General features: G+C 34.6%; 10 protein-coding genes. 2 read left to right on the plus strand and 8 right to left on the minus strand.

The features are described 5' to 3' along the window. Positions 1-14: 14 nt before the first annotated feature. Together DIT68_RS11435 and DIT68_RS11440 are read right to left on the minus strand one after the other, a co-directional pair. Positions 15-1340 carry a TolC family protein gene (locus DIT68_RS11435; RefSeq protein ID WP_109359942.1) on the minus strand — a complete coding sequence of 442 codons (1326 nt, stop codon included), beginning with the start codon at positions 1338-1340 and terminating at the stop codon, positions 15-17. Continuing rightward, positions 1340-1954, minus strand: coding sequence for a TetR/AcrR family transcriptional regulator (locus DIT68_RS11440; RefSeq protein WP_109359943.1), 615 nt, complete (start codon positions 1952-1954; stop codon positions 1340-1342). The genes DIT68_RS11435 and DIT68_RS11440 overlap by 1 nt, the downstream gene beginning before the upstream one ends. Positions 1955-2193: 239 nt before the next feature. Here DIT68_RS11440 and rnhA point away from each other — a divergent pair, with 239 nt between their 5' ends. After that, positions 2194-2652: a ribonuclease HI gene (gene rnhA, locus DIT68_RS11445; RefSeq protein WP_109360025.1), complete on the plus strand. Its 459-nt coding sequence runs from the start codon at positions 2194-2196 to the stop codon at positions 2650-2652. A gap of 97 nt (positions 2653-2749) precedes the next feature. Next, positions 2750-4483, plus strand: a complete 1734-nt coding sequence (gene recJ, locus DIT68_RS11450) for a single-stranded-DNA-specific exonuclease RecJ (RefSeq protein WP_109359944.1) — start codon at positions 2750-2752, stop codon at positions 4481-4483. 450 nt (positions 4484-4933) lie between these two features. Here the strand turns inward: recJ and DIT68_RS11455 are convergent, their stop codons facing one another. The 6 genes from DIT68_RS11455 to DIT68_RS11485 form a co-directional block, all read right to left on the minus strand. After that, entirely contained in the window at positions 4934-7441 is a 2508-nt protein-coding gene (locus DIT68_RS11455; protein WP_109359945.1) for an N-6 DNA methylase, read from the minus strand. Positions 7442-7450: 9 nt separating this feature from the next. Further along, positions 7451-7639: a helix-turn-helix domain-containing protein gene (locus tag DIT68_RS11460; protein ID WP_109359946.1), complete on the minus strand. Its 189-nt coding sequence runs from the start codon at positions 7637-7639 to the stop codon at positions 7451-7453. A 505-nt stretch (positions 7640-8144) separates the two neighbouring features. Then, on the minus strand, positions 8145-8639 hold the full coding sequence (gene msrA, locus DIT68_RS11470; protein ID WP_109359948.1) for a peptide-methionine (S)-S-oxide reductase MsrA: 495 nt from the start codon (positions 8637-8639) through the stop codon (positions 8145-8147). A 176-nt stretch (positions 8640-8815) separates the two neighbouring features. Further along, on the minus strand, positions 8816-10483 hold the full coding sequence (locus DIT68_RS11475; protein WP_109359949.1) for a formate--tetrahydrofolate ligase: 1668 nt from the start codon (positions 10481-10483) through the stop codon (positions 8816-8818). A gap of 238 nt (positions 10484-10721) precedes the next feature. Then, on the minus strand, positions 10722-11558 hold the full coding sequence (locus DIT68_RS11480; RefSeq protein ID WP_109359950.1) for a DUF4190 domain-containing protein: 837 nt from the start codon (positions 11556-11558) through the stop codon (positions 10722-10724). Between the two features lie 108 nt (positions 11559-11666). Then, positions 11667-12422 (minus strand): hypothetical protein, encoded by a 756-nt coding sequence (locus tag DIT68_RS11485; protein ID WP_109359951.1) that lies wholly within the window; start codon positions 12420-12422, stop codon positions 11667-11669. Positions 12423-12574 lie beyond the last annotated feature (152 nt).

Below are 12574 nucleotides of genomic sequence, written 5' to 3' on the forward strand. Positions count from 1 at the left end.
CGGTCTTGTTACTGTTATTTTCTGATTAATTTATTGTATAATTTGTCCAACTCAAGCTTCTTGTTAAAAACCTCCACCATTGCGCTAACATAGCTAGTTTGTGCTTGAACCAGTTGATTGTATTTCTGAGTTACCATGATGCTATTTTCCTTCCCTATTTCTGCCATAATCATGGAGTTGTCATGAATTTTACGTGCTAAAGTGACGTTTTGCTTTTGCAGTTCAAGATTTGTTCTGGCGCTTCTTAACTCATTTTTAATTTGAATTTCTTGTCCAGAAAGTGAACGTTGATACTCTTTTATGGTTAAATCATCTTGCATCACGGCTATTTTGGCTTTCTGAATTTTCGCCCATCTCTCACCACCAGCAAAGATTGGTACAGTAAGTTTTACTCCCCAAACGGTTTGGTCAAACCATTTCTCATCAGTTCTGAAAAAATTAAACTCACTTCTAAAAGCATCATATTGGTGTTGAAAGAACGCTGATAATTGAGGGTAATTTCCCATTTTTACATTCTTCAAGTCATATTCGGAAATCATTCTTTGTTTTTTCAGAATATCCAACTCCAAATTATCTTCATAAGAACCAGACAAATCTAATTGTTGATCCAATAGTAATTTATCTAAATCTTCTGTTAAAGTAATCTCACTATCCATAGGATAAGACATTGTCATTTTCAACATGACCAATGCATTTTCATAAGTGGTTGCAGCAGCTACTTGATTTGCTCTTGCCGATAATAATGAAAATTCTGTTTGATCAACTTCTTCTTGCGTAATGAAACCAACATCATACAATTCTCTTTGTTTGTTAATCAACTTCTCTGTCACATCGACCAAAGTATCCACAAATCGCTTATTTCTAGCGCTCACTAAAGCCATTTGATATGCTTGAGTTACATTAGACAAGACATCTTGTTGAGACTTTTTGATACTTGTTGCCACAAATTCTGTGTAGAACTTAGAAACTTGCAGTGCGATAATATAAGAGCCATTAAAAATCAATTGATTTGCTGAGATCCCTGCATTTGCACCGAATTCCTGCCCAAAACTAATTTCGACATCCTGACCTGGTTGGCCCATTAACGCTCCATCCAAGACTTGTGTAGGCAAATTAATCAACTGTTGGTAGTTTACCTCTCCATTAATTTGGGGCAGACCAATAGCACGCGTTTCTACAACTTGTTTTTCTGCCGATTCTAAATCTAATTCAGAACGTTTGATTTGTTCTGCATTTTCCAAGGCATATGATTGGGCCTCAAAAAGTGTGAACTCCTGTGAAAATGCCGATTGACTTATCAACAAAACCACTGTAATCATAAATGTACTTATACGATTCATTACTTTTCTTTGTTTTTCATGTTTTTAACCATTAACTCTCTTCCTTTGTCATTTACTATTCCTCGCAATTGAAATAGAATAATTTGCTCTAATAATTCACCAAATTGATTCGCCTCTACTTCATATACTTTACCTTCAGTTAGCATACTTACAGTCGACAGATGAATTGCGGCCATAATTTTCGGATCTAATTCAGATAGATAAATACCCTCTTTTTGCCCTCTAATAATGTTGTCTGTAATTTGATTAATCACAAATTTCAACCTATGCTCTCTTACGACTTCCCACGCTTCAGGATAGTATTTTTGAAGGTCAAAAAATACAGAAGTATGAATTTCAGTAAACAATCGGGTTGAAAATTCACTAATACTCATTAAGGCTTCAATTGCATTTTCAGACCTCAATCTACTCGCTTCACAAGCCACTTGATTCTGAACTATTAAAGTGCTTACAATTTGTTTCACCAACTCGTCTTTATCCTTAAAATGATTGTAAATCGTTTTTTTAGACATTGACAATTCTCTGGCTAAGTCGTCCATTGTCACAGATTTAATTCCGTGACGCAAAAAAATCATCGCTGATTTCTCAATTATTTCTTTACGTTTTTTATCCATTGGGGTGCAAAAGTAGTAAATTAAAAACGATGGAAACTATTTACACGTTAAAAGTTTCCATCGTTTTAACAATTCTTTTTAATTTTATTTTATTCCCAAAAGAGCAAAACCACTTAACATTGAAATACAACCGTTTAAACTGGTTTCAAACCCACCCACAACATATCAAAAATCCGCTTCTAAAAATAAAATTTAGGAAACCCTATCAAAATTATAGGCAAAAACTTAGATTTGTTCTTATGGCAATTTTAATTTATACGGACGGTTCAGCAAAAGGAAATCCAGGAAATGGAGGTTATGGTGCAATTCTGAAATTCATGGGATTCGAAAAAGAATTATCAGAAGGTTTTCGTTTAACAACCAATAACCGCATGGAACTTATGGCAGTAATTGTTGCCTTGGAAGCGATTAAAACAGATAAACATGAAGTAATCATTTACTCAGATTCGAAATATGTGGTGGATTCTGTAGAAAAAGGCTGGGTTTTTAATTGGGAAAAGAAAGGCTTTAAAGACAAAAAGAATGTTGACTTGTGGAAACGCTATTTGAAATTACACGCTATTTATAAACCGAAGTTTGTTTGGGTAAAAGGTCATGCCGGACATGCGGAGAATGAAAGGTGTGATGTTTTGGCGGTGAATGCGGCGGATGGGAAGAATCTTTTGGTGGATGAAGGATATGAGAATAGTATTAAGTGAAAAGTTACGCTAATCAACTACTTTTCATTTTTAATTTACTAGTTTATCTCAATATTATTCCTAACTTAAATAAGACCACTAATAAAATCACAGAATAATGAATACGAAATGGCTTATTAAAGACGCACCAGATGCGCTTCAGGTTGAAAACTTGAAAAACGAAATGAATGTTTCTGAAGTTGTGGCTTATATGCTAGTTCAACGTGGAATTACAGAATTTGATGATGCAAAGTCATTTTTTCGTGCTACGCTGAAAGAATTACATGATCCTTTTTTGATGAAAGATATGGAGCGCGCAGTTGAGCGGGTGAATATTGCTTTGGAAGAAAATCAGAAAATCTTGATTTACGGAGATTATGATGTTGATGGAACTACAGCTATTTCTATCGTTTATGGCTATCTTTCTCAATTTACCTCATCGGTTGCTTATTATATTCCAGACCGATATGAAGAAGGATATGGTGTCAGCGAAAAAGGAATTCGAAATGCGCATGAAAACGATTTTTCTTTAATAATCACCCTAGATTGTGGAATAAAAGCCAATGAAAAGGTTGATTTAGCGAATTCTTTGGGAATTGACATGATTATTTGTGATCACCATACGCCTGGAAAGGAATTACCAGATTGTATTGTTTTAGATCCTAAAAGAGAAGATTGCAATTATCCTTATAAAGAATTGTCGGGAGCGGGAGTTGGTTTTAAATTAATGCAAGCTTTGGCTCAAACGAATGATTGGGATGAAGGAGCATTGTTTGAAAATTTAGATTTATTGGCCATAAGTATTGCCGCAGATATTGTTCCTGTTACAGGAGAAAATCGATTATTAGCACAATATGGATTGAAACAATTGAACGAAGACACAAGACCAGGAATTGATATTTTATTGAATCTTGCCAAGAAAGAAAAACCGTTGACTTTAACGGATATTGTTTTTACCATCGCACCACGAATTAATGCTGCTGGAAGAATTGACGATGCCAAAAAAGCGGTTGTCTTAATGACTTCCAATGACGAAACTGAATTAAGAGAAATTGCTAAAACAATTCATGAATTCAATGACGAAAGAAGAACTTTGGATAAAGAAATTACGGAACATGCCTTGGCTATTGTAGAAGAAGATCCTGATTTTGACAAGAAATGTACAACTGTTGTTTTTGATGAATCTTGGCACAAAGGTGTTATTGGAATTGTGGCTTCTCGATTAATTGAGAATTATTATCGTCCTACAATTGTCTTAACGCAATCTGAAGATGGAAAAACTTGGACGGGTTCTGCTAGAAGTATAAAAGGCGTAAACGTGTATGATGTTCTAGAAAAATGCAGTACTTATTTGGAGAAATTTGGTGGACATTATTTTGCCGCTGGAATGACTTTAAAAAATGAACAACTCGATGATTTCGTAAAGCGTTTTGATGACGAAGTGCGAAAAGTTATAGGAAGTGAATCTTTAATTCCTGAGCAGATCATCGAAAAAGAATTGCCTTTTGACAGCCTATTCAATATGGGTGAATCTGTCTTTGAAGTTCCAAGATTGATGCGTGTACTTAACCAATTTGAACCGCACGGTCCCAACAACATGAAACCCCTTTTCTTAGCGAAGAATGTCTATGCGCACGATGCCAAACTATTGAAAGAGGTGCATTTAAAAATGAAAGTGTATCAGCCTAATTTCCAAAAACACATCGAAGCCATCTATTTTAAAGCTCCAGAAGCCTTAGAAATTGTTCAGAATGGCCCTTTTGACATGGTCTTCACTTTGGAAGTGAACCAGTTTAAGGGAAGGACTACTCCGCAGTTGATGGTGAAAGATGTTAGGCCTCATCGGGGATGAGGACAAACATCTTTGGGAGAGAATTGTATAGGGAGAGGTTTTTTAGGGAGAGTGTTGTATAGGGAGAGGGATGAGAAATGGTGGGAATGTAATGGATTTATCGAGGGAGTGAAATTAAGGTTTGATGAAGGAATGGACTAACGGCCGTAAATAGGCACATGCGGCTAACACGTGTGAACGTTCGTAGCTTGGGCTTAATGCACCACAACGGTTAGTATATGAAAAGTAGGCGATTTCGAAGCACGAAACTTTCGTTTAAGCACAAACTTTGATACGAGCCAAAACTCTTGATTTTATTACTATTTCGCCTATTTTTTATATACATTGTTACCTGCTGGCTTTATTTTTTCGTTCGTCTGTTAGCGTTGGCAAAGACATACTCTTTTGCAATTTTTGGCTTGAGCATTGGCTGGTGCGAATTGCAAATGTGTATGGCTTTTAGCGTTGGCTTTAGGTTGTCAAATCACCAAGTTCATCTTTTAATTTTTCTAATTGCTCAACTGCTTTCCATTTATTTTGAATAACACTTTTAATTTTAGTAGAAATCATTTTGCGTTGTTCTTTATCTTTTGAAATTGGTAACATTAATTCATTCCATCTATCGCCAATATTAGGCAAAGTTGTTTCAATTAAAACCTTATTAAAAGACTGTAATTGAGTTAAACTATGAGACAGTAAGTATAATAAGTAGTATGAATCTAAATCATATTCGTTATTTTCTTTTATAACTCTTAAAACTAAAATTTCTCTTGTCAAAAGTGATTGAATATCAAATGGTGAAACCATAGCGACACTTCCAATTCTATAACTTCCTCTACGAACATAAACTACATCACCTTCAATAAGGTCTTTCTTTTTACCTTTTTTAGCTAAATATATGTCTTCAGGTATTTTAGAGGTTGGGTCTTTGTAAACTTCCCAATTAACAATGTCTTTTACTCTCACATAGGTAACTTCTCCTCTGCCTTTATATTCTGCTGGTGGCGAACCGTGACCATCAAAACATTTCAATATTTTTTTAGAAATTAAGTCTTTTATTGGAATTAACTGTAAATTCTCTTTTTCAGCAAGATTTTTAATTTCCTCTATTTTATTTTCCCAATAATAACGTGGAACATAAATATGTTTTTCTAAAGTTTTGTTGAAATCAACCTTAAAACAATATTTTTTAAATCCTGTCTTTATTTCCTTAATTACCAATGGTGTATCATCCCAAAGTTCGCTTCTGTCGATAGATTTTGTTTCAAAATCCCAACGATAAATTTCCTTGCCTTGGTGGTTATGACCTATTTCTTCAAGAACAGCCATATTTACCTCTTTTTGTTGTTTTACGCCTTTTTCTATTACAATTGCTAAACACTTTGCGTTATTGTGAGGTCTAAATGAATTGTGAGGTAAATCAATAACCCAACTCAAATTATTGCCTTCTAGCATTTTATGTAAAACATATCTTGACCTTGGGGCGTGAAAAAATGTTTCAGGTAAGACAATACCCATTCTACCACCAACTTTTATTAATTGTAAACATCTTTCAATAAATATAATTTGTGGTGTTTCAACGTCTTTAAGTTTATTAGTTCGCTCAAAAGTATCTCCTGCCGTTTTCCATTTATAACCTAAATCATATTGATTTAATAAGTCTGTGCCTTCTACTTTTATATCTTTTCCAAATGGTGGATTCGCTAATAGTACATCAAATTGACCAAGATTAACATTTTGTCTCGTTTTAGCTTTCCATTCTTTTGGCATATCTAAACTGTTTTCGCAAAAAATACCGCCTTTACCATCTCCGATTATAGCCATATATGCTTTAGCTACTTTGCTTAAAAAACTATCTTTTTCTATACCTCTTATTTTATGAATTGCAGTAGCAGTTTTTTCTTCATTTAACGCTAGTTCCGACCATCCATATTCTTCTGCTTGCTTATCGAGTTCTTTCCACATATATCTTAAACTCTCAACTAAAAAACCTCCTGAACCACAAGCTGGGTCAATAACAAGTTCATCAGATTTTGGGTCTACAATTTCAACTAGTAATTTTACAATGTTTCTTGGTGTAAAAAATTGTCCTTGTGCTCCTTTTAGTGCATATCCAATAAATGTTTCAAAGGCTTCTGCAATTACATCTCTTTCAGATTCAATTAAAGTATAGTTTTGCAGTTCTCCTATGACATAAGCAATAGCGTTTTCGTCTAAACTAATTGTATCACTAACCTCAATTACTTCTTTATATTTGGTTTTTACTTTTTCAAAAATTTCAAGAGTTCTCTTTTTTACTTCTTTTTTATCTTCTTCAATTCCAATGCGGAATTCGACAATATCATCAGGTCTAGTAAATTTCTCATCATATATTTTACAGAAAATTAGGTTGATTAATTCTCTTGCCAATTCTTCATCTCTTGTCGCTCCTGTAAAATTACCTGCAAGGTGATTTCTAATAGTTTTGAAAATCAATTTTAAATTGTGGGGAACAATTAAATCCTTTCGTTTAAACATCCCAATATCTTCAAGCCTTTGACCTGATTTTGGAATATTTGGGATTTCACGAAATAAAACCTTGCCTGACTTTTCAATCTTTTTAATAAATAATCTCTCATCACCATTAAACCAAACACCTAATTCGGCTTTTGAAAGTCTCAAGTAATCTTCTAGTTGTGTTTTCCCGTCTTTTCTTGTCTTTTTTTTACATTCTACAATTATGTAAACATCATCATCTTTTTGACTTTTATCTTTGAAGATTGCAATATCAACAGGATATTGTTTAGTTGTATCAGACGGTCTAGCTTTTACTCTGAATTGTGGTCTAGTTTGTATTAATTCTTTAGGATAACCATAATCTTCCACTAACTGAATGGAAAAAGGTTGTACTGCATCTACCTCTTCTGGTGTAGCTTTTATTTCCTGACCCGATATATAATCAAATAAATATCCTTCCTTTGGTAATGAATCTTCTGTCATTATTTTATTTTATTTTTCAATTAGTAAGTCCTTTGCCGAAACTTTTAGAATTTCAGCAATTTGGTATAAGTCTTCTAAACTAGGTTGTCTAACATTTCGAGCGTACTCGTTAATTGTGGTATAACTTTTCCCTGTCTGTTTGGCAAGCCAAGTCTGTGATATTCCTTTGTCTTTTAGAACTTCTTTAATTCGGTTCATTTGAAACCTAAATTTATTAATTCGGTTCAAATATAATAAAAGTTCGCTATTTTATAATGAAAAAATTCACTATTTTGTCGTGGGTTGGAAAAAGGCAAGCTCTTTTGGTTTTTCAGTTTTGGGTTTTAGCGTTGGCAAAAACCAAATGTGCTTGACCGAGCGTTGGCTTTTTTCAGCTTGCAGGTAACAATTGGCTATACGTATTACGTATATTTCGCCTATACCATTCCCTCCAAATATAACAATAATCCAAACAGAAAGCCTAACCACACCAGCCAATTTCAATAGTTCACAGAAAGAACACAAGCGTTGAATGATTCTCATACCCGTATAATTATACGAATAATATACGTTTAATTATACGGCTAATATTTTAAAACAAATAAAAAATTTAAGGGATTCCGAAAAGCTAAATAGCGCATAATTCTATGGAGAAAAGCAGTGTTGAGTACTCAATACTCCACCTGTGCCGATTTTTATAGGCATACCCTAAACTCATTTCTGACTAAATAAAACTCTCCTCAAACCTCTCAAAATGGCAAGTATATCCATTTGGATGCTTTTGAAGGTAATCTTGATGCTCGGGCTCTGCAGGCCAAAACTTCGTGTAGGGCTCCAATGTTGTGGCTACTTTACCGTCCCATTTTTTGGATGCGTTTACTATATCGATGACTTCTTCAGCTATTGCTTTCTCCTCTTCGTTTTGGAAGAAAATAGCTGAGCGGTAACTTGTTCCTTTATCATTTCCTTGTCTATTGACTGTTGTAGGATTGTGAATTCTATAAAAATAATCTAAGATTTCCTTAAAAGAAGTTTGATTTTCATCGTAAGTGATTTCTATTCCTTCTGCATGTCCAGGGTGATTTTTATAGCTAGGATTTTCATTTTCTCCTCCGATATATCCTACTTCGGTATCCAAAATTCCTTTTCTATTACGAAATAAACCTTCCATTCCCCAGAAACAACCTCCTGCTATATATGCTTTTTTTGTATTGCTCATTTTTTACTATTTAGTCTTGCTTATTCAAACAACTAATATATTATTCTTGTTCGAATTAGAACATAGATGCCAAAAAAGAAATCATATAACCAAAGATGTTTTGTTTCAAAAAATAAAAATGAGCGACAAATCTATATTTATCGCTCATTCGCTTTTAGTCCATCTAAAAACGCTTTTTAAAACAGTCCAGAAATTTCACCTTCTCCATCTATTTCAATCCTTTCCGAAGAAGGAGTTGCGGGCAATCCTGGCATTCTCAACATATTTCCTGCAATAGGAATGATGAAACCAGCCCCTGCAGCTATTTCGAACTCGCGGATATGAATATCAAAATTTTTAGGGCGACCAATTAATTTCTCATTATCGCTCAAACTTTTCTGAGTTTTCGCCATACAAATTGGCAGATTACCATATCCTAAATCTTCAAAACGCTTTAGTTGATTTTTTGCTTTTGCAGTGAGTTCCACTCCATCTGCACCATAAATCGTTTTACAAATCTTCTCGATTTTATTGAGCGGTGCATCTTTTAAATCGTATGTTGGCGTAAAATCAGACGCACAAGACGCGGCTGCTTCAACCACTTTTTCCGCTAAATCGGTGCAGCCTGCCCCTCCTTCGGCCCAACCATTACTGATGGAAACAGGAACCCCAAGTTTTTCACAGTGGTCAAAAATCAATTGCTTTTCTGCATCAGTATCACTGCTAAATGAATTTACAGAAACCACAACTGGTAAGCCAAAACTCTGAATACTTTCAATGTGTTTTTCAAGATTAGGCATTCCTTTTTCTAAAGCTTCAAGATCTTCATTTGTTAATGCGTCAAGTGATTTTCCTCCGTGGTATTTTAATGCCCTAATCGTGGCCACTACAACCACAGCTTTTGGCGACAATCCTGCTTTTCTACATTTTATATTCAAGAATTTTTCTGCCCCTAAATCTGCGGCAAATCCAGCCTCTGTAATTACATATTCACCTAAACTCATTCCCATTTTCGTGGCAATAATGGAGTTGGTTCCTTGCGCGATATTTGCAAATGGCCCTCCGTGAATCAGTGCAGGATTTCCCTCCAAAGTTTGCACTAAATTTGGCTTGATGGCATCTTTTAAAAGCACGGCTATTGCACCAGAAGAATTTAATTCTTTAGCATAAACTGCTCTACCGTCGAATGTGTCACCAATATAAATGTTCCCGCACATTTCCTGAAGGTCGTTTAAGTCTTTACACAAGCATAAAATGGCCATAATTTCAGAAGCTGCGGTGATATTAAATCCTGTTTCACGCGGAATTCCACCTGTTTTACCGCTTAAACCCGAAACGATATTTCTGAGTGCTCTATCGTTCATGTCCATACATCGTTTCCAAATCACCGATCTTGGGTCTATGCCCAAATTTTTGGTTTTACTTTGTAAATTATTGTCAATTAATGCAGCCAAAAGATTATTGGCCATTGCAATCGCATGGAAATCTCCTGTGAAATGTAAGTTAATATCCACCATGGGAATGACTTGACTGTGCCCTCCACCGGCTGCACCTCCCTTCATTCCGAAAACAGGGCCTAAACTGGGTTCTCTAATAACAACAACAGATTTTTTCCCGATTAAATTTAAGCCATCGCTTAAGCCAATAACATTGGTTGTTTTCCCTTCTCCCGCAGGTGTTGGTGTTATGGCGGTAACCAATATTAAATTGCTTTTATCTACTTTTTCTTCGTCGATTAGATCCAAAGGCAATTTTGCTTTTTCGTTTCCGTAATATTCTAATTTATCTTCGGTAATTTCCAGTTTTGCGGCAACTTCTCTTATGTGCTTTGCTGTAACTCTTTGTGCAATTTCTATATCTGTCATGTTCTTATTTTGTATTGTAAAATTGACTTTAGAAAGTCCTCCAACAAAGATAACAGATGATTATATAAGGGAGTTAGGAAAGCCTTTATTGCTCACAAAATATGGTGATGAATCATTTTAAAAAGAAGAAAAACACTGTTTGAAATGAGATAGGTCATATTTTGAGCTTATACTCAGAACGAATAAAAGTTTATACTTAGCTCGCAAACAACAACACGCTTCTGGCTATAATAACAATTTAATACCCTACAAATGCAAGCACCACAGCTAAAATCACTAAACCAACAATAGTTCCTAAAACACCTAACACCGTCCCAGTTATTGCCATTCCCAACCCCCTAGAGTTATGCGCTTTTCGCCTTGAAATTCCAACAATACCAGTTATTAGGGCAGGAACTAAGATGAAAAAACCAAGCACGGGGTTAAGGAGAAGCATGAAAACCATCCCAATTACACCAAGTATTAAACTTATAATAGAAAAAGGTTCTACAGTCACTTTCTCTTCTGCTTGTGTGGGCTCCTTCTTCGCTTCAGTTACCTTCTTCGCTTTGAAAACATCTTTAGCTCCATTTGCATATTTAATCATAAAGACTTCTGCCATTTTTGCGGTATAGCTAGGCCCCTCAAGATGATCACATTTTTTATATTTAATGGTAGATTCCCCAAATTCTAAAATCTTCACTGTTCGTTCATCTCCATTTCTAAATATTAATGTATCACAGCCTTCAATCTTATTGAATATCAATTCATTTGATGTAGGAAAACAATTGGTTTTCTCATGATCAGCTAAGGACATTGCTTTTTCTGCTGAAGATTCATAAAGACCTAGCTCATCTAAACCATCATCAACAGAAAGTTCTCCCGCGTCTTTAAAATTCAATTTTTCATTATGAACTTCAGCTTCCAAATTTAACTTAAGGTCTTCATCGATCGATGCTGCTTGGTTGCTTTTAAGACTTTTGTTGAATTTAAGGTGATAACCTCCTGTATGAAGTCGCTTTTCAATTGAACAGGAAAAGCCAATGGAAACCAATAATAATATGGATAGATAATTTATAAAATTGAAGTTTTTCATAATTGACTTTTTAAATTATTCTCACGAAAACTTTCTGACAGAGAGATTAATGGCACAACTAAATAAGACCCAGCCCTAAATAGTGTGTTTCCTTATTCAAAATGCGTTTTATCCCTGTGAAAGTCCTACAATCAAAAATATCAATCCTAAAATAAGGAAAAGTAGACCTATTAAGATAGAGATGAAAAGCAGTAATAAAAAACCTACAACGAGAAACACGATTCCTACGACTCCCAATCCTGACATACCGTCGGACTGAGCGGTTTGATTAGGCTCAACTGACTTTATAGGTTCTGTTTTTACCTCAGTTGCTTTGGTTTCATTTTCCTCATTGAAAACATCCTTTGTTCCATTGGCATACTTAATCATGAAAACCTCAGAAATTCCAATGGAATATATTGGACCGTTCAAATTATCACACTTTTTGTATTTGATTCTTGTTTCATCTATTTCTAAAACCTTGAGTCTTAACTCGTCTCCATTCTTTTTATAGAGCACATCGCATTCTTCCTGGGAAACCGTTTTGCTTACTTGAGTGGATTCTTTTGGAGGTTCAGCCATAAAATCGCTTAACTTATTTACTGGAGTGGATTCTTCAAAATTTAATTGATCCGTAATTGAATGTTGGACAGTCGAATTTGTGTTTTCGCTTCGCTTCTCAGTATATTGTTTCTGTTCTTCATCACGCTCTGAAAATGCTAAATGATTATTTCGATCATTAGATTTAACATCAGATTTTATTTTGTTTTTATTCAGCTTTACGTGATAACCACCTGTGTGTAAACGTTTTTCAATAGAACAAGAAAAGCCAATCGAAAGAATAAGCAAAAGGACAAAGTAGTTTTTAAGTTTCATTTTCTTCATAAGTTATAGTATAAGTAGGATAAATATAATGAAATTTTAAAACTAAGGTGTGGAGTAAACGCTTAACTTATGTATTAAGAAATACAAATACTTAGCACACTCGAAATAAAGAAATTAAAAGTGCTTTAAAATAGGGTGAAATTTCCTGAAAA

Origin of the sequence: Brumimicrobium oceani (assembly GCF_003143775.1) — a bacterium.
Lineage (GTDB): Bacteria > Bacteroidota > Bacteroidia > Flavobacteriales_D > Crocinitomicaceae > Brumimicrobium > Brumimicrobium oceani.

What these genes read in the sequence shown, in the direction of transcription:
- msrA (WP_109359948.1), bottom strand. Translation starts at nt 8,639, where the DNA reads ATGAGCAATACAAAAAAAGCATATATAGCAGGAGGTTGTTTCTGGGGA.
- recJ (WP_109359944.1), top strand. Translation starts at nt 2,750, where the DNA reads ATGAATACGAAATGGCTTATTAAAGACGCACCAGATGCGCTTCAGGTT.
- DIT68_RS11460 (WP_109359946.1), bottom strand. Translation starts at nt 7,639, where the DNA reads ATGAACCGAATTAAAGAAGTTCTAAAAGACAAAGGAATATCACAGACT.
- DIT68_RS11435 (WP_109359942.1), bottom strand. Translation starts at nt 1,340, where the DNA reads ATGAATCGTATAAGTACATTTATGATTACAGTGGTTTTGTTGATAAGT.
- DIT68_RS11440 (WP_109359943.1), bottom strand. Translation starts at nt 1,954, where the DNA reads ATGGATAAAAAACGTAAAGAAATAATTGAGAAATCAGCGATGATTTTT.
- DIT68_RS11475 (WP_109359949.1), bottom strand. Translation starts at nt 10,483, where the DNA reads ATGACAGATATAGAAATTGCACAAAGAGTTACAGCAAAGCACATAAGA.
- DIT68_RS11455 (WP_109359945.1), bottom strand. Translation starts at nt 7,441, where the DNA reads ATGACAGAAGATTCATTACCAAAGGAAGGATATTTATTTGATTATATA.
- rnhA (WP_109360025.1), top strand. Translation starts at nt 2,194, where the DNA reads ATGGCAATTTTAATTTATACGGACGGTTCAGCAAAAGGAAATCCAGGA.
- DIT68_RS11480 (WP_109359950.1), bottom strand. Translation starts at nt 11,558, where the DNA reads ATGAAAAACTTCAATTTTATAAATTATCTATCCATATTATTATTGGTT.
- DIT68_RS11485 (WP_109359951.1), bottom strand. Translation starts at nt 12,422, where the DNA reads ATGAAGAAAATGAAACTTAAAAACTACTTTGTCCTTTTGCTTATTCTT.